This window comes from Synechococcus sp. MU1643 (genome assembly GCF_020514095.1).
Lineage (GTDB): Bacteria > Cyanobacteriota > Cyanobacteriia > PCC-6307 > Cyanobiaceae > Parasynechococcus.
Window position 1 is genome coordinate 166,229 of sequence record NZ_VTKY01000002.1, and the last position, 21,733, is coordinate 187,961.

Genomic DNA, 21,733 nt, shown 5'->3' on the forward strand with positions numbered 1-21,733 from the left:
GATGTTCCAAGCATTTCAACAACGCCGTTGGCCTTTGATCATCCTTTGGGTAGTGATCGTTGCGGCCATCGTCGCTGCGCCTGCTGTTCTGCCGGTGTTTCGGCTGAATTTGTTGGGTCGCTTTCTCTCCCTGGCGATCGTTGCCCTGGGCATCGACTTGATCTGGGGCTTCACCGGTCTGCTTAGCCTCGGCCAGGGCATCTTTTTTGCCCTTGGCGGCTACGTGGCAGCCATGTACCTGCAGTTGAACAGCTCGGGTGATCTTCCCAACGGCATTCCCGAGTTCTTCAGCCTTTATGGCGTGAATCGGTTGCCCGCGTTCTGGGAGCCGTTCCATTCCCCGTTGGTCACCCTGGTGGCGATTTGGCTGGTTCCAGCCGTCCTGGCCGCTGTGCTCGGCAACCTGGTGTTCCGCAACCGGATCAAGGGGGTCTACTTCTCGATCCTCACCCAGGCTGCCCTGCTCGTTTTCTTCAATTTCTTCAACGGACAGCAGAAGCTGATTAATGGCACTAACGGTCTTAAAACCGATGTGACCCAGTTGTTCGGTCAGATGGTGGGTTCCCCCGAGATGCAGCGGGGCTTTTTCTGGTTGACCTCTGTGGTGGTAATCCTGGCCTGGCTGTTTCTGCGCTGGGTGGTGCGGGGACGGTTCGGTGATGTGTTGATCGCCATTCGCGATGACGAACCCCGGCTGCGCTTTGCGGGTTACAACCCAACTCTGTTCAAGACGATCGTCTTCGCTATCGCTGGTGGTTTGGCAGGAATCGGTGGTGCGCTTTACACCGTTCAGTCGGGCATTGTTTCGCCGCAGTACATGACTGTTCCCTTCTCGATTGAGATGGTGATCTGGGTTGCGGTGGGTGGTCGAGGCACGCTTGTGGGAGCCATTCTTGGCGCCGTGGTCATCAACTACGCCAAGAGTTTGGTGAGCGAAGCGCTCCCCCAGAGTTGGTTGTTCATCCAAGGAGGCCTGTTCATCCTCGTGGTGACCGCCTTGCCTGAGGGCGTCATTGGTTGGTTCCGAGGTGATGGCCCTCGCAATTGGCTCAACCGATTTGGCATTTCCCGTCGGAGTGAGACCTATCCACGTCTCGATCTTGAAGGTCAGGAAGAGGTTCAGTCATGAGTACGGCTTTATTGGAGTTGCGCCAAATCACCGTCAGTTTTGATGGCTTTTTGGCGCTCCGCGATCTCAACCTCAGCCTTCAGCCAGGGGAGCTGCGCGCGGTGATCGGCCCGAATGGCGCTGGTAAGACCACCTTCCTCGATGTGATCACCGGCAAGACCGCTCCGACTGAGGGGGATGTCGTGTTCAAGGGACGCTCTCTGGTGGGAACGCGCGAGCACCGCATCGCGCGCTTCGGCATCGGCCGCAAGTTTCAGAGCCCTCGTGTTTTTGAGAAGCTCAGTGTTCAGGAGAACTTGGCTCTGGCCGTGAGCCAGCCGAAGCAGCCCTGGCCATTGCTGGTAGGGGGCCTGAATGGGCAGCAGCGAGACCGTGTTCAGCACTTGATGAGCATCGTCAACCTCCAGAACCGTTCCGATTGGGCTGCTGGGTCGTTGTCCCACGGCCAGAAGCAGTGGCTTGAGATCGCCATGCTGGTGGGTCAGGATCCCGACCTGTTGCTGGTGGATGAGCCGGTGGCTGGGCTTACGGATGAGGAGACTGATCTAACGGCGGATCTGCTCAAGTCGTTGGCGGGGGATCAAACCGTGTTGGTGATTGAGCACGACATGGAATTCATTCGGCGACTTGAAAGTCCGGTGACGGTGCTGCACCAAGGTCATGTTCTCTGTGAGGGCACGATGGATCAGGTGCAGGCCGATCCTCGTGTGATTGAGGTTTATCTCGGCACCACTGAGGAGGAGAACCCATGACGAATTTGCTGGAGATCCAGGGCCTCAACACCTTTTACGGTGAAAGTCACATTCTTCGGGATGTTGATCTCAGCGTGAAGTCGGGCGAGATGGTGTGTTTGATCGGCCGCAATGGTGTGGGCAAAACCACCCTGCTGAAATCACTGATCGGTTTGTTACGCCCCCGCTCCGGATCTATGGCGTTCGATGGAGCTCAACTGGAGCGTCAGCCCCCCCATCAGCGCGCTCGGGCCGGGATTGGCTATGTGCCCCAAGGTCGAGAGATCATTCCCCAGCTAACGGTGGAAGAAAACTTGCTTTTGGGGATGGAGGCTTTGCCGGGTGGATTGGCGCGGCATCGCCACATCGATCCGTTCGTTTATGAGCTGTTCCCGATTCTTCAGGAGTTTTTACCGCGCAAGGGCGGGGATTTGAGTGGGGGTCAGCAACAACAATTGGCTATTGCCCGTGCCTTGCTCGGCAAACCAAAGCTGTTGCTGTTGGACGAGCCCACCGAGGGTATTCAGCCCAATATCGTTCAGGATATTGAAGCTGCTGTTCGGCAGATCATCGCCGACACTGGGATTGGGGTGTTGTTGGTGGAGCAACATCTCCATTTCGTTCGCCAGGCGGAGCGCTATTACGCCATGCAACGGGGCGGGATTGTCGCCAGTGGGTCAACCAGCGAACTCAGTCAGGCGGTTGTCGACCAGTTCTTGAGCGTTTAGAGCTTCGCTTTGTAGATTGCTACTGGGTCAGTTCAGCTGGCCCAGAGAGATTCTTTTGCAGGTTCATCAGCCATGGCGTAGTCGCTCACATCAGCACGCACATGGAGCATTTGTCCTGTCATCGACATTTTCCAGATTTCCAAGCGTGCCTCTTGAGGTGCTTCGAACCAAAAGACCTCTGTGGGCATCACCACCTTCTCTCGATAGAAGTGGTCGGAGCCAATGCATTTCACGATCACCATCCGACTGGTGTCGTTTTGATAGACACACTCAATCATTTTGAGCATTTGAAATCATGCCAATTTCGTGTTCTATAGGCAAGCGGAGTGTTTGATTGGTCACCGAATCAGCACGCCTTTAGATTTGGTATAGATGAGTTGATACAGAGCGGATGGCTTTTGTAGCGACGGCCACTGTTTTTTCAGAGCATTGGACCACGATCAGTGGATCAAGGTTTGGGCGGTGGCGCATAGCGGCGCTTCCGTTTCAGTTGAAGCAGTTCTTTTTTGCCGCTTTTGCATGATTGATGTGTCGATATTGGTGGATTGAGAATGGAAAAATCAGTGAGCCTGAGTCTTGCTCAGCAATGTGATGTTGAGCGGATGAATCGGGCTATCGAATCAACACTCGATTCACAGACATTGCAGGTGGTAGCCAAACAATTGCTTCAGGCATGGCATTCTCAGAGTGCCGCAACAGTTTGGGTAATGCGTCAGCGGCAGCAGTTGGGCTGAGACTTGATTTCGTTCGTTTTATGCAGCGAGCTCAGAGGTCAAGCGCTGCGGGTTGTGATTCGGCCGTTTCAGAGATGTGCGATCTGCCTGTCCTGCTGCTGCCAGATCAGCTTGAAGTGCTGAATTGCAGCTGCGTAGTCGTGACCAGCTAGGCAGTTGATGGGCAATCGGCGCTTGCATCAGTTTTGCCAAGCCGGGGCGTAGAAGGCCGGCGAAGTTTTGAACAGCCAGTTCTTCGCCATGGCGGTCGTAAGGCAACCGATTGATCGCTGAATCAAGGCCGAATTGCCGCACGCGATCCTCGCCAACTCGCCGATACAGCACTTCCAGTGTTGGCAGTTGATCCATCGACATCACGCAGCCTTCGTGTTCCATCAGACCGCGTAAGACCGTGCCGAAAATTTCGCCCGCCATACGTTGCAGGCCTTCGCTGGGTTGCTGGCCCAGCTCCTTGTGTTTGTGATCGAACAAGCCCAAATCCACTTGAGCGATTCGGCTGGAGGCCACATGGCGATACACCTCAGACAGCAGACCCACCTCCAGTCCCCAGTCCGACGGGATCCGCAGGTTCATCGCCAAATCGGTGGTGAAGGCGAATTCGCCCGCCAGGGGGTAGCGGAATGACTGGAGATACGCCAAGTAGGGGAGAGGACCGAAAACCTGTTCCAGGCTGGCCAGCAATGGGCCAACAAACAGGCGGGTGGCGCGGCCCTGAAGTGCTTGGGTTTCAAGGGACAGCCGGCTGTAGAACGCCTTCACGTAGGCAATGCCGTGGGAGCGATCGAGCAGGGGACGGAGCATGCGCTCTGGATACGCCGATCCAAAGGTTCTGATGTCTGCATCGAAAAGGCCAACCACCTCAGCGTCCTGGCAAGCCACCCCGAGCCCCTGCCAAACGGCCCAGCCCTTGCCCGGTGGTCCGGTCACGTCGAGCCCCAGTTCACCAACGGATTCGAGTAAGTCCCGAACCGCAGGCCCGTTGGTCCAGTGCACCCGAACGGGGAAGGGCATCCCTTCGAAAAACTTTTCTGCCGCTTTGACGTCCTCGGCGCTGTTGGCTGCCAACGCCACCACCAATTCGTTGAGCCCTTTCAGGCCTGAGAGTGTCTCTCGAATTAGGCTTAAGGCGGGTCGGCTGAATTCCTCCATCAGGCAGGGGATCAGCAGTGTGGTGGGTCGCTCACTCAGCTCCCGGTTGAAGGCAACCGCATCGAGATTGCCCAAGCTGTAGTCATGGACTGTGCTGATCAGGCCCTGCTGAAAATCCATGTGGTGTTCGATGCAACAACAGAGGTCAGAGTCCTGCCCCATACCTGAACGGTGTTGAGGAGGAAAGCGATGCAGCCCCCGCGCGACGAAACGCTGCGGACCCTGCTTGGCGGTTTGTACCCGATTGATTCTTCCGGGGTTGGCCAGGAGTTGTCGTCGCAATTGCTGCAGATCTTGAGCGAAGCGTCAGGGGATGGCGATATGGAAGAACCCATGGACCGCTGGGCAGGCAGCGATGTGGTCTTGATCACCTACGCCGACACCGTTGGTGACGAGGGCGTGCCTGGTCTTCAAGCGCTGAAGTTGTTTGTGAATCGCCATCTGCACGCCTTCGCAGCGGTGGTACACGTGCTGCCGTTCCTGCAATCCACCAGTGATGGTGGTTTTGCGGTGGCCAGCCACACCAATCTCGAGCCGCGTTTCGGCGATTGGAGCGACCTCGCTGCTTTGGCGCAGGGCCGACGGCTGATGGCCGACCTCGTTCTCAATCATGTGTCGGCGTCTCACCCCTGGGTGCAGCAGTTCATGCGGGATGAGCCGCCGGGCCGCTCTTGTGTGTTGGCGGCAGCACCTGATCCCTGCTGGGCGGATGTTGTTCGTCCGCGCAGTTCCAGTCTGTTCACGCAATTGAGGGGCCCCAAGGGCGCGCGCCAGGTCTGGACCACCTTCGGTCCCGATCAGGTGGATCTGAACTGGCGCAGCGTGGAGGTGCTGTTGGGTTTTGCCCGTTTGATGCAGCGGATGGCCCGGCATGGGGTGCGCTGGATCCGTCTGGATGCAGTGGGTTTCGTCTGGAAGGAACCCCACACCTCATGCATCCATCTGCCGCAGGCGCATCAATTGGTTCAGGTGTTGCGCCTGCTGCTCGATCAGGCGGGACCCGATGGCGTTGTGGTCACCGAAACCAACGTGCCGGAGGAGGAAAACCTCTCCTATTTGAGGAGCGGTGATGAAGCGCATCTTGCTTACAACTTTCCCCTGCCGCCCCTGCTGCTGGAGGCCAGCGTCAGTGGTCGGGCCGATTTACTCAATGCCTGGCTGAGTCGTTGGCCCGACTTGCCGCCGCAGACGGGGTTGCTCAATTTCACCGCCTGTCATGACGGCGTTGGTTTAAGGCCCCTGGAGGGCCTGATGCCCCAGAAGCGCTTGCTGCAGCTGTTGATCGGTTGTGAACAACGGGGTGGTCTGGTCAGTCACAGGATGCTCAGTTCCGGTGAGGAGGTTCCCTACGAGATCAACATCAGCTGGTGGAGTGCCATGGCGGACGGAGGGATTGATCCCACCTACTTCCAACGCGAGCGGTTCCTGCTCACCCAAGTAATGATCCTGGCCTTACCTGGGGTTCCCGCTTTTTATCTGCCTGCCTTGCTGGCGGCTCCCAATGACCTGACCCGCTTTCGTCGCACGGGCCATCGTCGCGATCTGAATCGGCCCCAGTTCACGGCCCAGGCCTTGGAGCGCCGCATGGCGGATCCCGATGCCGATGTCTCCGCGCTGCTGCCGATGTTGCGGCGGGCTTTAGCCGAACGAGCTGTTCATCCGGCTTTGCACCCGGATGCCCCGATGACGGTGCTAAGTACCGACCGGAGTGATTGCGTCATTCTGCAGCGGTCCTTCGGTGGAGAAACGCTCGTGGCCGTGCACAACATGACGGCAGCGCGCCTGAGCTTTCGACTCAGTGGCTTGGGAGGTGATCTGAACCAGCCCTGGGCCGATTGTCTGAGCGGTCATGTGTTTGCACCAGATCAGTCGCATTCGCTAGAGCCTTATGCGGTGCATTGGTTGGTTCAGCCATGACCGCAAGTGTCGAGAAATCGTGGTGGGTGGTGACCGATCTCGACGGCACGTTGCTGGATCACAGCTACGACTGGTCGCCGGCCAAGGATCTGATCGGTCAGCTTCAACAGCAACGGATTCCAGTGATTCCCTGCACAAGCAAAACGGCGGAGGAAGTGCGCGGCTTTCGTGCTGAGGCGGGGCTTCATGACCCGTACATCGTTGAAAATGGTGGCGCCGTGCACGGTGAAACTCCAGCAGGGGAACCCTGGGAGCTGCCGTTGGGTCCGGATTGGATGGAGCTCAAACCTCAGTTGCAGCTTCTGCAGAGTGAGTTGGGTGAGCCCCTGCGTCCGTTGGATGAACTCAGTGAGGCGGAGGGGCAGCGGTTGTTGGGGCTTGGCGGTGAAGCCTTGCGCCAGGCGCAGCGGCGGTGCTGCAGCGTGCCTTTTGTTCCGCCCTCAGCGGAGGGGCGTCGCCGGCTTGAGGCCCTCGTGCAGCGGATGGGTCTGACGGTGGTGCAGGGCAACCGCATGGGTCATCTGCTGGGCCCAGACATCAGCAAAGGCAAGGCCTTGGCCACGCTAAAGCGTCATCTGGTTGCTGAGCACGTGAAGGTCTTGGCCTTGGGGGATTCCCCCAACGATCTGCCGTTGCTCGAGGTAGCCGACATCGCTGTCGTTGTGCCCGGGCCCGACGGCCCCCATCCCGAGATGTGTTCCGGAATCGCTGCCGGGCGTTTCCAGCTGGCGGCAGCCCCCCATGCCAACGGTTGGGACGAGGCTGTGCGCCGGATTCTTCGGATCTAGGCCATCGCTGGCCTTTGGCTCAATGGAGTATGGATTGCCATAGATCCAATGCACCAGTCATTGCAGCCATGGATTTGCCGTTATGGAATGCGATCGGTCGACAGCTCAAGCTGTTGATCAGAACGGCCTGATCTTCGGCTTCGAACTCGGCCGCCAGCTCGGTTTCCGCCGCGATGCCCTGGGCCAGTGCACGGCTTCGCATCACTCCTGGAAGACAGCCACTGCTGAGGGCTGGTGTTAGCCACTGGCCGCGACGCCGGACCAGCAGATTGGCCGCTGTTCCGCAGCACAGGACCCCCGTCGTGTTTAAAAGCAAAGCGTCGTCGGCTCCTTGCTCCTGCGCTTCCCGGCGGGCTTGGATGGCTTGCCCATAGGCGAAAGTCTTGCAACGGCTCAGTCGGCTGGAGTCATTGCGGCGCTCATGGCAACTGGTGATGGTGGTGACGGGCGAAAACGTTGGTGCGCAGGCATGGAGCGTGAGCCAAAAGCGGTGATGGCCTGAGGCCGGAAGCCCGATTCCGCGTTGGGATGTGCTGCCACGGCTCCAGTTGAGGCGCAGGGCTCCATCGGCTTCGCTCAGCTGGCTCCGCTGAATTGCGCCTTCAATCAGAGGCCCCAGCGCATCTCGCTGCGGTGGCGGGTCCATGCCCAGCAGGGCCGCACTGTCGCTCCATCGCTGCAGGTGCTCCTGCAGGAGTTGCGGCTCACCGTTGTGAATCAGCACTGTTTCAAAGATGCCATCGGCAAGGAGCAAGGACCGGTCGTCGAGGGGGAGCTGCAGGCTTGCTGCTGTTCCCCACTGGCCGTTGATCCAGGCGACTGAGGCGGTCATGTCAGCGCCTCCAGCAACGGCTGCAGCTTCCACATCAACTCCTCCGTTTCGCCGAGGGGATCCGAGTCGGCGACAATTCCGCAGCCGGCATGGGCTCGCAGGGTGTCACCTTGCCGCAGCAAAGAGCGGATCAAGATGTTGCTGTCGAAGCTGCCATCCCAGTCGATCCGCAGCAGTGATCCGCAGTAAGGACCGCGGCTGGTGGGCTCGAGCTCATGCAGACGTTGGCAGGCCCGCAGTTTCGGTGCCCCGCTGATCGACCCCCCAGGCCAACTGGCTTCGAGGAGATCGACCCAGCTCAATCCGGCCTGCAGCTGTCCCTCCACGACCGAGGTGAGGTGATGCACGGAGGCATAACTTTCGAGTCCCACCAGTTGGGGGACTTTGATCGAACCCGGTTGGCAGGCACGGCCGAGGTCATTCCGTAACAGGTCGACGATCATCACGTTCTCGGCCCGGTCCTTGTCGCTGCACACGAGTTCCGCGGCGAGGCTCGCATCCTGTTCAGGGTCGTCATGGCGTGGTCTGGTGCCTTTGATCGGCCGGGTTTGTACGGTTCCCTGGGCACTCACCTGCAGAAACCGCTCCGGGGACGATGACAACAACGCCTCGTTCTGGTCGCTGATGATCAGCCCTGCAAAGGGAGCAGGACAGGCATCTCTAAGGGTGAGAAACAGCTCCAATGCACTGCTTTTCTGGGGCCAGGCTGTGCTGCAACAGGCCGTGAGATTGGCTTGGAAGAGATCGCCTGCTGCGATCAGATCTCGGATGCGTTGCACACCTCCGGCGTATTGATCGGCTGAGGTGTGGTGATGCCAAGCCCCGAGGGGGATCGATGGGAGCTCTCTTTTGGGCTGCTCAGTGCTGGAGGCCAGCTGTTGCTTTAGGCGTTCCAGAGCAGCCGTGCTGCTGGCTTCGATCCACAGCTTGCGCTTTTGGAGATCAAAGCGAAGCACCGGATCGTGGCGAGCGATCCAAAGCGTGGCCATGCCATCGCTGGCCCAGGGGTTTCCTGGTTCCACCCAAGCGGCGGCTTCATAGCTCAGCCAGCCGCACCAATGGCCTGGTGCAAGCCCCCGCAGTGCCTCGAAGGGATTGCTGGCTCCTGGCTTTCCAGGGAGACCACGGCAGCAGACGATCTCCTGGGGCGCCACCGCGAGGGTGGCCCATCGGCCCAGACTACTGCCGTCGCCATCCAGCCAAATCAGGCCTTCCTCGCCGTAGGCATGGGTCAGTTGGTGGGCGAGTGCTTGGGGCTCCTGCCAGGCCAGTTCAAGCCGTTGTGGGCGGATCATGCCTGCCTGGCACTGGAGAGTTCAGGCCGTCCTGCCTCGCGGAGTGCTGCATCACGGATGCGGCAGCTGTCGCAGACGCCGCAGGGGTGTGTGCCGCCGCTGTAACAGCTCCAGGTTGTTTCGATCGGAACACCCAGGCGAAGGGCTTCTTCAACGATGCGTACCTTGCTCCACTGCACCAGAGGTGCCCAGAGTTGGGCGCCATGGCCCTCACGACCAGACTTGCTGGCTAGGTCGGCCAGGGTCTGAAAAGCGTTGAGGTAGTCGGGCCGGCAGTCGGGATACCCCGAGTAGTCGACAGCATTCACCCCCAGCACCAACCGTTCGGCCCCGCGTGCTTCCGCCAGGCTGAGGCCCACGGAGATGAACACGGTGTTGCGCCCGGGTACGTAGGTGGGAGGGATGCTGCCCTCCTCAACGCCATGGGTTGGGATTGAGATCTTGGCGTCGGTGAGGGCTGAGCCCCCCCAGCTGGCCAGATTCACGGCGATGCAGTGATGCTCTGCCAAGCCAAGCTGCTGGGCGACGGCAGCGGCGGCGTCCAATTCGCGGCGATGGCGCTGGCCGTAGTCGAAGGACAGGCCGATGACGCGGTCACCTTGCTCAAGGGCAAGGGCCGCAGCGGTGGCGGAATCCAAACCGCCGGAGAGCAGCGCGATGGCAGTGCGTTGACTCATTTCAGGACTGTGAGTTCATGCAGGGCGCAGTAGTCCTGCTCATCAAGGTCGGTGCCCTCTGCTTGTTCAAGCAGGGACAGCAAACCGCTCAGCCCCTGATCTTGGAGCCCAGCCGTTGTCGCTTCCTCCAGGAACAGGCGCAGGTCTTTGCGAAGCAGGGCGGTGCTGAAGTTGGGATCGTCGTATGTGTGATCCAGCATCCGCTGCAACTTCTTGTCGAAGGTGGGGGCATAAAGCGCTGACGGCCGCAGGATGGCCATGAACGTTTCCACAGGCACGCCGGCCCGCTGAATCAGTTGCAGGGAGACGGAGAAGCTGTGGGTGAGGCTGGCGATCATCTGATTGAGGGCCAGCTTGGTGGCAGCTCCGCTGCCGACGGGGCCCACGAGCAGGGGCTCTTGGCAGAGGTGGGAGAGGAGTGGCCGTTGTTCCTCGAAGACCTCTGCTTCTCCGCCGGCCATCACCAGCAGAGATCCATTCAGTGCTTGCGGTTTGCTGCCGAGCACCGGGGCTTCCAGATACTGCCCTCCTTGGTCCGCAACCTGTGTGGCGAGCTTGCGGCTTTCCTCCACTCCCATGGTTCCCATCGGGACCACCGTTGAGCTCTGCAGATCCCCAAGCGTGCCGATTACGGATGCTGTTGCTGCCCCATCACGCAAAACGGAGATCAAAACTCGGTTGTTTTTCGCGGCTTGCCCCAGATCGTCGATCGCTGTTGCACCCTTCTCAACGAGCGAGACGATGCGGGAGGGGTCGCGATTCCAGATGTGGACGTTGAGATCCTGCTCCAGCAATCGCGTTGCGATCGCCGTTCCGAGAAGGCCTGTGCCCAGAACGGCCACTGAGGTCATGGCTCAGGCGATCAAATTCTGTTCAACCTCAACGTAGTGGAGCAGATCATGCCCTCAACGGCATCTTTCAGCGGATTCCAAGCCATTTGTGGCTTTGCAGGCTGAGGCGCCATTGGGCGTGTCGACGCACATGATCCACAGCCAGGTCTTCTCCGATGCTGCTCTCCCATCCTGGCTGAAGCAGTCGTTCTGTGTCGTCCTCGCACTGGGACGCCATTGCTTCAGCGAAGCTGATGTCTGCCGGGCCATGCACCACAACTTTCAGCTCATGGCAGGCCTGCAAAAGCTCTTGCCGTGGGGGGTGGTGTCGTTTTGGTGAGAGGGTGATCCAGTCGAAGCGTCCACTCAGCGGATCCACCCCGCTTGTTTCCAGATGCAGGGGGAGACCGCATCGCGCATCGAGGGCCTGGGTGAGGGGCTGCAGATCGTGATGCAACGGTTCTCCACCGGTGATCACAACGAAGCTTGCCCCGGCATCAGCCGCCATCTGGGCAGCGTCAGCCAAGGCATCGATGGGATGCTCAGGCTGCCCCTGGCTGGGCCACGAGTGTTTCGTATCGCACCAGGGACAACCCACCGTGCAGCCGGCGAGGCGAATGAAAAACGCACTGCGTCCGGCATGGTGACCTTCTCCCTGCAGGGAATGGAACGTTTCCACCACCGGGAGACTCTGGGAGTCAACCATCGCTGCGGTTCATGGGATCGCAATATCCCCCTGTTGACGCAGGGCCTGAGCCGGCGAATCGGGAAGGCGTTGTTGGGCTGCCTCGATCAATCCCCGGAATAGGGGATGGGGTTGTCCAGGGCGGGATAGGAATTCTGGGTGGTACTGGCAGGCCGTGAAGAAAGGATGCCCTTTCAGTTCGATCAACTCCACCAGGCGACCGTCCGGGGATGTGCCGCTCACCACGTATCCGGATTCCAGGAAGAGATTGCGATAGGAATTGTTGAATTCGTAGCGGTGGCGGTGCCGTTCGTAGACCACCTCATCTCCGTAAAGCCTTTGGGCCAGGGTTCCCGGCGCAATCCTGCAGGGGTAGACCCCCAGGCGCATCGTGCCGCCGAGGTCCACCACGTCCTGCTGTTCCGGCAGCAGGTGAATCACGGGATGCGGCGTGTTTTCGTTCAATTCAGCACTGGTGGCACCGGTGAGGCCGGCCTGGTTGCGAGCCCACTCGATCACAGCGGTTTGCATCCCAAGGCAGAGCCCCAGGAAGGGCACGCGTTGTTCCCGGGCCCAGCGAATCGCTGCAATCTTTCCATCGACGCCACGGTTGCCGAAGCCACCGGGCACGACCACGGCGTCCATCCCGCGCAGGAGTGCATCGGCACCGTCGGCTTCAATCTGTTCGGCGCAGACCCAATGCAGGTCGAGGGAGGCATCTTGGGCAATACAGGCATGCTGCAACGCTTCGACAACAGACAGATAGGCGTCGTTCAGCTGCACGTACTTGCCCACCAGGGCAACTTTCACCGACGGGCCGGGGTTGCGCAGTTTGTTGACTAGTTTTTCCCATGCCGCCATGTCGCTGTCATGGTTGGTCAGGTTCAGCACGTCCAGAACTTCACGGCACAGGCCCTCTTGTTCGAGGATCAGCGGGACGGCATAGATGCTGTCGGCATCCAAGGAGGGAATGACGGCGCGGGTGGGCACCCCGCAGAAGCCGCCGATTTTCCGCTTGAGATCCTCGCTGATGTCGCGATCACTGCGGCATATGAGCACATCCGGCTGAATGCCGATGGAGCGCAGCTCCTTGACTGAGTGCTGGGTTGGCTTGGTTTTGAGTTCGCCGGAGGTGCCGATGAAGGGCAGAAGGGTGACGTGGATGTAGGCCAAATCGTTGCGACCCACGTCCTCCCGGAATTCACGGATAGCTTCAAGGAAGGGCAGTGATTCGATGTCACCGACGGTGCCTCCGATTTCGGTGATCACCACATCGGCATTGCTATTGGATGCAACGCGGTGGATGCGCTCGCGGATTTCGCCGGTGATGTGGGGAATCACCTGAACGGTGCCGCCGTTGTAGTCGCCGCGGCGTTCCTTGTTGATCACCGATTGGTAGATCGAGCCGGTGGTCACGCTGTTCAGACGTGACATCGCGGTGTCGGTGAAGCGCTCGTAATGGCCCAGGTCGAGATCGGTTTCGGCGCCGTCTTCGGTGACAAAGACCTCACCATGCTGGAACGGGCTCATCGTCCCGGGATCCACATTCAGGTAGGGATCCAGCTTGAGGATCGAAACGTTGTAGCCCCGCGACTTCAGCAGCCGGCCGAGGCTTGCCGCCACGATCCCCTTGCCAATGCTGGACACCACACCACCGGTGATGAAGACGAATTTGGCCATGACCTGCCTGGCGATTCTTCAAATTAGCTGGCGTCGGCCATGGTCTCCAGGGCCCACGCGCGTGATGCGTTAGTTCTCGAGCAGGCTGCACAACATCCAGGCGGTTTTTTCATGCACCTGGAGGCGTTGGGTCAAGAGGTCTGCACTGGGTTGATCGTCGGCCGCATCAGCCAGGGCGAAGACGCTGCGCGCTGCTATTGGAAAAGACCAATGTCCATGGCCTGGTGGAGAGAGTTGGACTGTTGGTTCAGGAATCAAGGCTCTGGATGTAATCCCGGACTTTGCTGCGTCGTTGGGGTTGCCGCAGCTTGAGCAGGGCGCGGGTTTCGATCTGACGAACGCGTTCCCTTGAGAGCTTCAGCTCTTCTCCGATCTGCGCCAGGGTCTGGGGAGTGTCGTCCTCCAAGCCGAAGCGCCTGCGCAGGACAGCGGCCTCCCGACTGGTGAGTTCATCCAGGAGACCCTCCAGATCGTTATGCAACTCGTCGTGGGTGAGGGTTTGCTCGGGGGTGGCATGGCCGTCCTCGATCAGATCTCCGAGCTGGGTGTCCTGTTCGCGGCCGACGCGGGTGTCCAGAGACACTGAGCGGGGCACCCGGGCCAGGGTCTGGCGCACGGTGTCTTCACTGATCCCGAGCTCGCGCGCCAGATCCGCGATCGATGCGATGCGCCCTTCGTTGCTCGCAATCTCTTGCTGGACCCGTTTGATCCGGTTCAGTTTTTCGGTGACATGAACGGGCAAACGGATGGTGCGGCTCTGGGTGGCGATCGCCCGGGTGATCCCCTGACGGATCCACCAGTAGGCGTAGGTGCTGAACCGGAAACCGCGGGTGGGGTCGAACTTTTCCACGGCCCGTTCCAACCCGAGCGTTCCTTCCTGGACCAGATCCAGGATTTCCATGCCGCGCTGTTGGTACTTTTTGGCCACCGCCACCACCAGGCGCAGGTTGGCCTGAATCATGTGGTCTTTGGCCCGTCGACCGTTGCGGAGGGCCAGCTTCAGATCTTTGGCTTCAAGCTGGGCTTGTTTCGCCCAGGCCTGATAGCCCAGGTCAATCCGCTCCTGCAACTCGGGTAAGGGCAGTCCGGCCGCTCGGGCCCATTCCTGCTTGGTTGGCCAGTGGCTGTGCTGGTTCGCTTCGCGGCGCTGCAGTTCTTCGAGACGATGCAGTTCACCGATGGCGGCATCGCTTTCGGCCAGCTCCCGTTGCTGGAGCAGCAGGGCTTCGCGGCGCTGCACCAGACGGGCCAGGGTGACCTCCTCCTCATTGGTGAGCAGGTCGACCCGGCCGATGTCCTGGAGATAAAGCCGCAGCAGATCCGTCGTGCCGCTGCTGCGGCGCTCACGGGTCCCCCCATTCCGTCGGGGCTTGCTGGGCAAAAGCTGGCCTTTGTGAAGTCCAACTTCAGGGTTCCTCGCCGTTGACCGCGGTGCGACAAATGCGCTGATTCCCTTCGGGATCTGCTTAACTCAGCTTCTGAGGTCAGTCCTCCTGGTCGGGCTCGACCCAGGTGCTGGCCACATGCAGTTCCTCCAGCTGCTTGTCGGCCACGCCCCCTGGAGCATTGGTCATCAGGCAGCGGGCTTGCTGGGTCTTGGGGAAGGCAATGGTGTCGCGGATGGATTCCTCGCCGGCCAGCAACATCACCATCCGGTCCACACCGAAGGCCAGACCGCCGTGGGGAGGTGCGCCTACATCGAGAGCGTCCATGAGGAAGCCGAATTGCTCCTGGGCCTCCTCGAGGGGCAGGCCAACCGTCTGCAACACCTGGCGCTGCAGAGCGGAGTCATGGATGCGCAGAGAGCCGCCGCCGAGCTCAAGGCCATTGAGCACAAGGTCGTAGGCCTGGGCCCGGGCTGCTGGCAGGGTGTCAGCCCATCTTGACGCATCGCTGCCTAGATCTTCAGCATTGGGAGCGCAGAAGGGGTGGTGCAGGGCCTCGTAACGGTTCTCGTCGCTGTTGAACTCGAACATCGGGAAGTCCACCACCCAGAGGAAGTTCCACTGGTTGTTGTCCCGGTCGGCTTTGACCATGCCCAGCTCCTTGGCCAGGTATTGGCGCACCCGGTCGAGGGCCTTGTTCACCGTGGCGGTGTCGCCGGCGCCGAACAGCAGCAGGGTGCCTGGTTCCGCGCTGGTGCGGCTGAGCAGCTCCTGCTTCTGCTCATCGCTGAGGTTGTCCTTGATGGCGCCGATCGTGTCGATTTCGCCGCCGTCGCGCACGCGGATGAAGGCCAAGCCACCGGCACCGGCTTTCTGGGCTTCACTGAACACATCGCCGCCGGGCTTGATCCGTACGTTGCTCACCGCATCGTTCCCGCCGGGTACTGCGATGCACTTCACCGCGCCGCCGGACTTCACGGCACCGCTGAACACCTTGAAGCCCATGTCCTTGACGATGTCGCTCACGTTGGTGAGCTCCATGCCATAGCGGGTGTCGGGCCTGTCGGTGCCATACCGCTCCATGGCGTCATGCCAGGTCATACGGGGGAAGGGCCGCGGCAGTTCGATGCCCTTCACGGCCTTCCAGATGGCGCAAATCAGGGATTCGTTCAGCTCCAGGATCTGCTCCTGATCCATGAAGCTCATCTCGATGTCCAGCTGGGTGAATTCCGGCTGGCGGTCGGCGCGCAGGTCTTCGTCGCGGAAACAGCGGGCCACCTGGTAGTAGCGCTCGATGCCGCCCACCATCAGCAGCTGTTTGAACAACTGGGGGGACTGGGGCAGGGCAAACCACTCGCCGCCGCAGACCCGGCTGGGCAGCACGTAGTCACGGGCACCTTCTGGTGTGGAGCGTGTCAGCACCGGGGTCTCCACTTCGATGAAGCCGGCATCCTCCAGGAAGCGACGGGCGGCCTGGATGGTCTGGGCCCGCATCCGCAGGTTGTCGTTCATGCGCTTGCGGCGCAGATCGAGATAGCGGTGGCGCAGCCGCAGCTCTTCGCGGGTGTTCTCTTCGTCGTGCACCGACACGGGGAAGGGCAGGTTGCCCTTCACGTTGTTCAGCATGGTGATGCCGCTGGCCAGAACTTCCACGGCCCCCGTGGCCAGCTTCTCGTTCAGGGATTCTCCCGGCCGGGCCCGCACTTTCCCCTCAACCTGCAACACGGTTTCGCTGCGCAGATGCTCGGCAACGGCGAAGGCGTCGGCGCCCAGATCCGGATCCACCGTGATCTGCACCGTGCCGCTGCGGTCCCGCAGGTCGATGAAAATCACCCCACCGTGATCACGGCGTCGATCCACCCAGCCGCATAGTTGAACCTGCTGATCGATGTTCTGTTCGCGCAGGTCGCCGCAACCGTTGCTGCGCATGGGGTGTCTCAACTGGAGAAGAGCGAGTTTCCCACAGCAGCGGTGAGCCTCAGGCGCGCTTGTAGAAGGGCTTGCGAACGACCGTTGCCGGTTGGGCCTTGCCGCGGATCTCAACACTCAGTTCGGTGCCGAGCTTGGCGAGGGATGGAGGCACGTAGGCCAGGGCGATTCCTTCTTCCAGGGTGGGGGACCAGGTGCCGCTGGTGACGATGCCGACTGTCTCCCCGTTGTGCATGACGGAATAGTCGTGGCGGGCGATGGCGCGGCCCTGCAGCTTGAGCCCCACTAGGCGTTTGGCGGGGACGGATTCCGCCGCCTGCTCCAGTGCCTTTCGGCCGACAAAATCCATGGGCATTTCCAGGTGCACGAGCCAACCCAACCCCGCCTCGAAGGGGTTGGTTTCATCGTTCATGTCCTGGCCGTAGAGGTGCATGGCGGCCTCAAGCCGCAAGGTGTCCCGCGCCCCCAGGCCGCAGGGGGCGACACCGCGATCCAATAAAAGCTGCCAGAGCTTTTGTCCGTCGTCGGCGTTGAGCAGCAGTTCTGCACCGTCTTCGCCGGTGTAGCCGGTGCGAGCACTGAACACTAGTTGGCTCAGGCCGTTGAGGCTGAGCATCCGGTGGCCGAAACGGGGCAAGCCGCTGAGGTCTTCACCACTCAGCTCCTGCAGCAATCCCATGGCGTCAGGGCCTTGGAGCGCGAGCAGCACCCCGCCGTTTTTGATGTCGGTCACCGTGAGGCCGGCAGGTTCCATCTGTGTACGGATCCAGGCGGTGTCGCTGTCGGCGCAGGCGGCATTGATCACCAGCACCAGCGCGCCCCGTTCGGCATCGATGGCACCGCAGTCGTAAACGATGAGGTCGTCGCGAATGCCGCCGCGCTCGTTCAGCAAAACGGAGTAGCAAGCTTCGCCGGGACCGATGCGGTGCAGGTCGCTGGGGATCAGCCGTTGCAGCGCATCCTTGGGATTGGCGCCTTCGAGGCGCAGCACACCCATGTGGGAAATATCGAACATGCCGACCCGTTCGCGTATGGCCTTGTGTTCTTGGATCAGGCCGCTGAACTGAACTGGCATCTCCCAGCCGGCAAACGGCACCATGCGGCCCCCGGCGCTGCGGCAGGACTCGAACAGGGGAGTGCGCTGCAGAGACATGGGGGCGGCGGATGGGAAGCGCATTCTTATGGAGGGCTTCACGATCCGGAAGGGAACCCGGAAATTTGCCCCTTTCCATGGTCCTTTTTGCAGACCGTCACTAATTTGAGCGCGTTTACGGGGCGCTTGTTTGGCCACTAGCTCCTGCTGTCGTAGTTGTCAGTACTGCACCCTGCCAGCAGGTGCTAAGGGGTGGTGCCGACTGCGCCGGTTGGAGGTGCATGCCGAGCTGGCGGATCTGATGGTCTGTCACCATTGGACCCCCCGTTCCCCCAAGCTTCCGGCTCTGCAGAGCCGCGGCGTTGGTGAGCGTCAGCTGGAACTGGATCGCAGCTTGACGTGAGTCTGGATCCATCCATGGCTCAGCCCTTGATGATGGCCTCCACCGGATGATCGCGGGATACTGCAGTCATCCCACGTTGTTGCCTTGTCCGCCTCAGCTCCGCTGACTCCTCTGGAACTCATCCAGGAACAGCCCAAGGTGGATCGCCTGACCCTTCCCACCGGCACAACCGTGTTCCGCGCCGGCGAGACGGTGCAGTTCATTCACGTGATTGAACGGGGGTGGGTGGAACTGAGCAGCGGTCCGTTGAACCGCATCCGCTTCGGTCCTAGTGAGTTGTTTTTCTATGAGGACCTAGTTGATCCGAACGAGTGTCATAGCCGTGCTGCCACAGCGGTGACGCCAGTTTCGCTGTTCCGCTTGAGCCGCACCAATTTTCTGGCGCTCATTCACCGGCACCCAACGCTGGTGCTGCAATTGCTCAGCAAACAGCACAACCGATTGCGGCAGCAGCGCACTGATGCGCGTCACTTCTACTGATCAGCACCCAGCAGGAGGAGCAGGCTGCGGGTCACCTTGGCGGCCAGCACGGAGCTGATCCCACTGGTGTCGAGTTGCGGTGCCAGTTCCACCACATCGGCCGCCACCAGGTGATGCTCCCGGAGTACCGCGATCAGGCTGGCGAAATCAGACCAGTGGTAACCACCGGGTTCAGGGGTGCCCGTACCCGGCAGCACTGAGGGGTCAAACCAGTCCAGGTCGACGGTGAGATAGATCGGTTTCCCTTTCAAGGGAGCGAGGGCCTGTTGAAGGGCATCGATGCTGGGCATCAACCGGCCGCTCTTGTGCAGCTCGGTGAATTCCTCCCGCGTGCCACTGCGGATCGCGAGTTGAAACAGTGTCTGGCTGGGAAGAATCTCCAAACAGCGGCGCATGGCGCAGGCATGGCTGTGGCGGGCCCCCAGCCAGCTATCCCTGAGATCGGCATGGGCATCCAGCTGCACCAGCACCAGCTCGGGGTGGCGTTGCGCCACGGCCTCCACGGCACCGGAGCTGATCGAATGCTCTCCGCCCAGCATCAGGGGCCTGAGACCCAGGGCGAGCACGGCTTCGGTCGCCTGCTTCACCTTGGTTAAAACGGGCTCAGGGTTGCCAAAGGGAATCTCAACGGCACCAAGATCGGCAAAGTCAAGATCCTCCAGATCCAGGTCGAGTTGTGGGCAATAGGTCTCCAGCCCAGCACTCACCTCTCGGATGGCGGCGGGGCCGAAGCGCGTGCCAGGCCGAAAGGAGGTGGTGCCGTCGTACGGCACACCAAAGAGGCCAACACGGCAGTCGGCAGGGTTGCGCCGGGAGCCCATGAAAATGGTCCCGTCGCTATCGAACACTCCATTCGGCGGATGGACCGTCATGACTGCAACTCCCGTTCGACGAAGGCGGGGATGGCGTCCATGGCTCCCCGCTGCCAGCGCGGTGACCAGATCTCGCAGCCTGGGGCGATGGCCTTGCTGCGCCCGGGATCCGGAATGCGGTAGCGGGGTGTTCCCATCGCGGCGAAGGTCCAGCTCCACCAGCCGCTGGGATACATCGGCACCCAGCCATAGAGCGGGTCGGCGTGGTCAAACACCTCGCGCAACAGGCGCACCATGGCGATGTGGACATCGCGGAAGGCTTCGGGAGATTCGCTCTGTGTGCCGAACACGCCCCCGGGCTTGAGCAGGCGTCGGCAGTTCTCGAAGAAGGCGCGGTTGAACAGGCCTTCGGCCGGTCCGGCGGGGTCAGAGCCATCCACCAAGATGGCGTCGTAGCTCTGGTCGTCGGCTTCGGCGGCCCAGGCGATGCCATCTCCCACCGTGAGCTGGAACCTCGGATCGGACCAGGCGGATCCACCGATGTTGGGGAGGTGCTCTCTGCTGAGCTCCACCACCCGCCCGTCAATCTCCACCATGTCCAGGCGCTGGACATCTGGATGGCGCAGGCATTCCCTTGCGGTGCCGCCGTCTCCGCCGCCGATCACCAGGATCCGTTCGATCGAGTTGGCACTGCACAGCGCTGGATGCACCAAAGCCTCGTGGTAGTGGCGTTCCTGCTGCTCTGCTGTCATCCAGCAGCCATCCAGCAGCAGGCCCCGTCCATAGCGCTCACTGCGAATCACGCTGATTCGCTGGAACGGACTGGTCTCTTCGACCAGCACCTCTCCCTTCAATCCGTAGCGGACGCCGCGGTGTTCTTCATCAATCCAGTTGCTCATGGGGCGCGGTGGGCATCTTTCCAGCTAAGGACCCGGGGGGCCTGTTCCCAAACACCAGATGTAGTGCTTTTGGTATTGACGAACGCAACATGTGGAGATTAAATGAGTTTGGTTGGGGAGCTGCCGTGGAAGAGGGCAGCTCCAAAGCCTTATTCGTCAGATCAAGGCTTTCGTAGTTCGGCTAGATCACAGATTCGAAGCACGTCTCTCCTCTTCCGAATCATCACCGTGCCGGACCATCCTGTTGTCCTTGGCCCAGGAGGACGGCGGTGCAAGATCTGGTGGTGAATGAGCGGTTGACCATTCCATCCAGGGATCTGCGTTGGCGGTTCAGCCGTTCATCCGGTCCAGGCGGGCAGGGGGTCAACACCACCGATTCCCGCGTGGAGTTGTTGCTGGACATGGCGAACTGCAATTGTCTGGGTCCATTTCGCCGTGCCCGACTGCTGGAACATTTCCAACCCCGGTTGGTGGAAGGTTGTTTGCGGGTTGTGGTCGCTGAAGAACGTTCCCAATGGCAGAACCGTCAGAAGGCACTGCATCACATGGCGGAGCTGCTGCGGGAGGGTTTGCAGCCACCGCCTCCTTCCCGCAAAGCCACCCGGCCGGGTCGCGGTGCGGTGAAGCGACGTTTGGACACGAAGAAAAAGCGTGGTGACCTCAAGCGTCAACGCCGCAGTCGGCCATCCCTGGACGATTAATGGACGTCTGACGATCGGGATTGTTCTGCCCGGATCGCCGCCTTGGCCTGTTTCCAGAGGGTTTCCAATTCGTTGATGCTGCGTCCCTGGAGATCCCCATCTAGGGCGGCTTCAACGCGGGAGAAACGGTCGAGGAAGCGCTGATTCGTGCCGGCGAGGCCCTCTTCGGGTTCGATGTGGCACCAACGGGCCACGTTCACCAGGGTGAACAGTAGATCGCCCAGTTCCTCCTGGGCATGGCTTTGGTTGCCGCTGGCCACTGCCTCCTTGAGCTCGTCCAGCTCTTCATGGACCTTCTCCCAGACGCCGGCCATGTCATCCCACTCGAAGCCGGCCTTGGCTGCTTTCTTTGAGATGGTCATCGCTCCAGCAAGCGCTGGCAGGCCGCGCACCTTGGTGCTGAGCCGGTCGCTGAGGGGACTGGCGGAGCAAGCCAGGGCCTCTGCCTGCTCCTCCAGCTTGATGGCCTCCCAGCTGCGTCGCACCTCGTCACTGGTGCTGGCGTCGGCATCGCCGAACACGTGGGGGTGACGCCGGATCAGCTTGTCGCTGATGCCATCGGCAATCGCATTGAGATCGAAGCGTTGTTCTTCTCCAGCGATCTGTGCATGCAGCACCACCTGCAGGAGAAGGTCGCCGAGTTCCTCTTTGAGGTGGTGGTCATCGCCATGACGGATGGCATCAGCCACCTCGTGGGCTTCTTCCAGCACGTAGGGCACCAGGGATGCATGGGTCTGTTCCAGATCCCAGGGGCACCCCGTTGTTGGATCCCTGAGTTGTGCCACAACATCGATCAAACGTTCTATGGCATCAGACGGAGCGTTGGCCATGCAGGGTCAACAACTGGAGCAATGCT

The 21,733-nt window shown here is 60.8% G+C and carries 22 protein-coding genes and 1 pseudogene; 8 read left to right on the forward strand and 15 right to left on the reverse strand.

The features are described from left to right. The first annotated feature begins 1 nt into the window (after position 1). The 3 genes from urtC to urtE are packed head-to-tail and all read left to right on the forward strand — an operon-like array spanning position 2 to position 2,588. Positions 2-1,129 carry an urea ABC transporter permease subunit UrtC gene (gene urtC / locus FZX09_RS05050; RefSeq protein WP_226400705.1) on the forward strand — a complete coding sequence of 376 codons (1,128 nt, stop codon included), beginning with the start codon at positions 2-4 and terminating at the stop codon, positions 1,127-1,129. Next, positions 1,126-1,881, forward strand: a complete 756-nt coding sequence (gene urtD, locus FZX09_RS05055) for an urea ABC transporter ATP-binding protein UrtD (protein ID WP_226400707.1) — start codon at positions 1,126-1,128, stop codon at positions 1,879-1,881. The genes urtC and urtD overlap by 4 nt, the downstream gene beginning before the upstream one ends. Further along, positions 1,878-2,588, forward strand: a complete 711-nt coding sequence (gene urtE / locus FZX09_RS05060) for an urea ABC transporter ATP-binding subunit UrtE (protein ID WP_226400709.1) — start codon at positions 1,878-1,880, stop codon at positions 2,586-2,588. Before urtD ends, urtE begins: the two co-directional genes overlap by 4 nt. A gap of 32 nt (positions 2,589-2,620) precedes the next feature. Here the strand turns inward: urtE and FZX09_RS05065 are convergent, their stop codons facing one another. Both FZX09_RS05065 and FZX09_RS05070 read right to left on the reverse strand, forming a co-directional pair. Further along, positions 2,621-2,866 carry a DUF1830 domain-containing protein gene (locus FZX09_RS05065; protein ID WP_226400711.1) on the reverse strand — a complete coding sequence of 82 codons (246 nt, stop codon included), beginning with the start codon at positions 2,864-2,866 and terminating at the stop codon, positions 2,621-2,623. A 474-nt stretch (positions 2,867-3,340) separates the two neighbouring features. Then, positions 3,341-4,591 (reverse strand): glycosyl transferase, encoded by a 1,251-nt coding sequence (locus tag FZX09_RS05070; RefSeq protein WP_226401104.1) that lies wholly within the window; start codon positions 4,589-4,591, stop codon positions 3,341-3,343. Between the two features lie 69 nt (positions 4,592-4,660). Here FZX09_RS05070 and FZX09_RS05075 point away from each other — a divergent pair, with 69 nt between their 5' ends. Next, positions 4,661-6,388, forward strand: coding sequence for an alpha-amylase family glycosyl hydrolase (locus tag FZX09_RS05075; RefSeq protein WP_226400724.1), 1,728 nt, complete (start codon positions 4,661-4,663; stop codon positions 6,386-6,388). Then, entirely contained in the window at positions 6,385-7,176 is a 792-nt protein-coding gene (locus tag FZX09_RS05080; RefSeq protein ID WP_226400726.1) for an HAD-IIB family hydrolase, read from the forward strand. Before FZX09_RS05075 ends, FZX09_RS05080 begins: the two co-directional genes overlap by 4 nt. 19 nt (positions 7,177-7,195) lie before the next feature. Here the strand turns inward: FZX09_RS05080 and FZX09_RS05085 are convergent, their stop codons facing one another. The 10 genes and pseudogenes from FZX09_RS05085 to gcvT all read right to left on the reverse strand — a co-directional run bounded on the left by FZX09_RS05085 (position 7,196) and on the right by gcvT (position 17,642). Next, on the reverse strand, positions 7,196-8,008 hold the full coding sequence (locus FZX09_RS05085) for an aminotransferase class IV (RefSeq protein WP_226400728.1): 813 nt from the start codon (positions 8,006-8,008) through the stop codon (positions 7,196-7,198). After that, positions 8,005-9,303 carry an anthranilate synthase component I family protein gene (locus FZX09_RS05090; protein ID WP_226400730.1) on the reverse strand — a complete coding sequence of 433 codons (1,299 nt, stop codon included), beginning with the start codon at positions 9,301-9,303 and terminating at the stop codon, positions 8,005-8,007. The genes FZX09_RS05085 and FZX09_RS05090 overlap by 4 nt, the downstream gene beginning before the upstream one ends. Further along, positions 9,300-9,980: a 7-cyano-7-deazaguanine synthase QueC gene (queC, locus tag FZX09_RS05095; protein ID WP_226400732.1), complete on the reverse strand. Its 681-nt coding sequence runs from the start codon at positions 9,978-9,980 to the stop codon at positions 9,300-9,302. The genes FZX09_RS05090 and queC overlap by 4 nt, the downstream gene beginning before the upstream one ends. Further along, a complete protein-coding gene (locus FZX09_RS05100; RefSeq protein ID WP_226400734.1) occupies positions 9,977-10,831 on the reverse strand; it encodes an NAD(P)-dependent oxidoreductase in 855 nt (284 codons plus the stop codon). The genes queC and FZX09_RS05100 overlap by 4 nt, the downstream gene beginning before the upstream one ends. Positions 10,832-10,898: 67 nt before the next feature. Beyond that, positions 10,899-11,516, reverse strand: a complete 618-nt coding sequence (locus FZX09_RS05105; protein ID WP_226400736.1) for a 7-carboxy-7-deazaguanine synthase QueE — start codon at positions 11,514-11,516, stop codon at positions 10,899-10,901. A 9-nt stretch (positions 11,517-11,525) separates the two neighbouring features. Continuing rightward, positions 11,526-13,175 carry a CTP synthase gene (locus FZX09_RS05110; RefSeq protein WP_226400738.1) on the reverse strand — a complete coding sequence of 550 codons (1,650 nt, stop codon included), beginning with the start codon at positions 13,173-13,175 and terminating at the stop codon, positions 11,526-11,528. 69 nt (positions 13,176-13,244) lie between these two features. Then, a pseudogene (locus FZX09_RS05115) lies at positions 13,245-13,370 on the reverse strand (DNA starvation/stationary phase protection protein); the annotation flags it as partial. A gap of 52 nt (positions 13,371-13,422) precedes the next feature. Beyond that, positions 13,423-14,556 (reverse strand): RpoD/SigA family RNA polymerase sigma factor, encoded by a 1,134-nt coding sequence (locus FZX09_RS05120; RefSeq protein ID WP_226400740.1) that lies wholly within the window; start codon positions 14,554-14,556, stop codon positions 13,423-13,425. Between the two features lie 103 nt (positions 14,557-14,659). After that, positions 14,660-16,489, reverse strand: a complete 1,830-nt coding sequence (gene aspS / locus FZX09_RS05125) for an aspartate--tRNA ligase (RefSeq protein ID WP_226400742.1) — start codon at positions 16,487-16,489, stop codon at positions 14,660-14,662. A 49-nt stretch (positions 16,490-16,538) separates the two neighbouring features. Continuing rightward, positions 16,539-17,642 carry a glycine cleavage system aminomethyltransferase GcvT gene (gene gcvT, locus FZX09_RS05130; protein WP_226400744.1) on the reverse strand — a complete coding sequence of 368 codons (1,104 nt, stop codon included), beginning with the start codon at positions 17,640-17,642 and terminating at the stop codon, positions 16,539-16,541. A gap of 130 nt (positions 17,643-17,772) precedes the next feature. Between gcvT and FZX09_RS05135 the strand changes: the two genes are divergently transcribed. Next, positions 17,773-17,985 (forward strand): hypothetical protein, encoded by a 213-nt coding sequence (locus tag FZX09_RS05135; RefSeq protein ID WP_226400746.1) that lies wholly within the window; start codon positions 17,773-17,775, stop codon positions 17,983-17,985. A gap of 84 nt (positions 17,986-18,069) precedes the next feature. Beyond that, on the forward strand, positions 18,070-18,465 hold the full coding sequence (locus tag FZX09_RS05140; protein ID WP_226400748.1) for a cyclic nucleotide-binding domain-containing protein: 396 nt from the start codon (positions 18,070-18,072) through the stop codon (positions 18,463-18,465). Here the strand turns inward: FZX09_RS05140 and speB are convergent. Next, on the reverse strand, positions 18,459-19,337 hold the full coding sequence (gene speB / locus FZX09_RS05145) for an agmatinase (RefSeq protein WP_226400749.1): 879 nt from the start codon (positions 19,335-19,337) through the stop codon (positions 18,459-18,461). The two genes, FZX09_RS05140 and speB, sit on opposite strands and share 7 nt — an antisense overlap. Next, the gene (gene speE / locus FZX09_RS05150) at positions 19,334-20,176 is read right to left on the reverse strand and encodes a polyamine aminopropyltransferase (protein ID WP_226400750.1); all 843 of its coding nucleotides are present in this window, start codon (positions 20,174-20,176) and stop codon (positions 19,334-19,336) included. Before speE ends, speB begins: the two co-directional genes overlap by 4 nt. 269 nt (positions 20,177-20,445) lie before the next feature. Here speE and arfB point away from each other — a divergent pair, with 269 nt between their 5' ends. After that, the gene (gene arfB / locus FZX09_RS05155) at positions 20,446-20,877 is read left to right on the forward strand and encodes an alternative ribosome rescue aminoacyl-tRNA hydrolase ArfB (protein ID WP_226400751.1); all 432 of its coding nucleotides are present in this window, start codon (positions 20,446-20,448) and stop codon (positions 20,875-20,877) included. Here the strand turns inward: arfB and mazG are convergent. After that, the gene (mazG, locus tag FZX09_RS05160; protein WP_226400752.1) at positions 20,874-21,707 is read right to left on the reverse strand and encodes a nucleoside triphosphate pyrophosphohydrolase; all 834 of its coding nucleotides are present in this window, start codon (positions 21,705-21,707) and stop codon (positions 20,874-20,876) included. The two genes, arfB and mazG, sit on opposite strands and share 4 nt — an antisense overlap. Positions 21,708-21,733: the final 26 nt, after the last annotated feature.

Coding starts and splice junctions, on each gene's coding strand:
- FZX09_RS05105 (WP_226400736.1), bottom strand. CDS start 11,516: ATGGTTGACTCCCAGAGTCTCCCGGTGGTGGAAACGTTCCATTCCCTG.
- aspS (WP_226400742.1), bottom strand. CDS start 16,489: ATGCGCAGCAACGGTTGCGGCGACCTGCGCGAACAGAACATCGATCAG.
- speB (WP_226400749.1), bottom strand. CDS start 19,337: ATGACGGTCCATCCGCCGAATGGAGTGTTCGATAGCGACGGGACCATT.
- FZX09_RS05110 (WP_226400738.1), bottom strand. CDS start 13,175: ATGGCCAAATTCGTCTTCATCACCGGTGGTGTGGTGTCCAGCATTGGC.
- FZX09_RS05065 (WP_226400711.1), bottom strand. CDS start 2,866: ATGATTGAGTGTGTCTATCAAAACGACACCAGTCGGATGGTGATCGTG.
- urtC (WP_226400705.1), top strand. CDS start 2: ATGTTCCAAGCATTTCAACAACGCCGTTGGCCTTTGATCATCCTTTGG.
- FZX09_RS05080 (WP_226400726.1), top strand. CDS start 6,385: ATGACCGCAAGTGTCGAGAAATCGTGGTGGGTGGTGACCGATCTCGAC.
- urtD (WP_226400707.1), top strand. CDS start 1,126: ATGAGTACGGCTTTATTGGAGTTGCGCCAAATCACCGTCAGTTTTGAT.
- FZX09_RS05090 (WP_226400730.1), bottom strand. CDS start 9,303: ATGATCCGCCCACAACGGCTTGAACTGGCCTGGCAGGAGCCCCAAGCA.
- gcvT (WP_226400744.1), bottom strand. CDS start 17,642: ATGTCTCTGCAGCGCACTCCCCTGTTCGAGTCCTGCCGCAGCGCCGGG.
- FZX09_RS05070 (WP_226401104.1), bottom strand. CDS start 4,591: ATGGATTTTCAGCAGGGCCTGATCAGCACAGTCCATGACTACAGCTTG.
- FZX09_RS05075 (WP_226400724.1), top strand. CDS start 4,661: ATGCAGCCCCCGCGCGACGAAACGCTGCGGACCCTGCTTGGCGGTTTG.
- mazG (WP_226400752.1), bottom strand. CDS start 21,707: ATGGCCAACGCTCCGTCTGATGCCATAGAACGTTTGATCGATGTTGTG.
- FZX09_RS05100 (WP_226400734.1), bottom strand. CDS start 10,831: ATGACCTCAGTGGCCGTTCTGGGCACAGGCCTTCTCGGAACGGCGATC.
- urtE (WP_226400709.1), top strand. CDS start 1,878: ATGACGAATTTGCTGGAGATCCAGGGCCTCAACACCTTTTACGGTGAA.
- speE (WP_226400750.1), bottom strand. CDS start 20,176: ATGAGCAACTGGATTGATGAAGAACACCGCGGCGTCCGCTACGGATTG.
- FZX09_RS05085 (WP_226400728.1), bottom strand. CDS start 8,008: ATGACCGCCTCAGTCGCCTGGATCAACGGCCAGTGGGGAACAGCAGCA.
- queC (WP_226400732.1), bottom strand. CDS start 9,980: ATGAGTCAACGCACTGCCATCGCGCTGCTCTCCGGCGGTTTGGATTCC.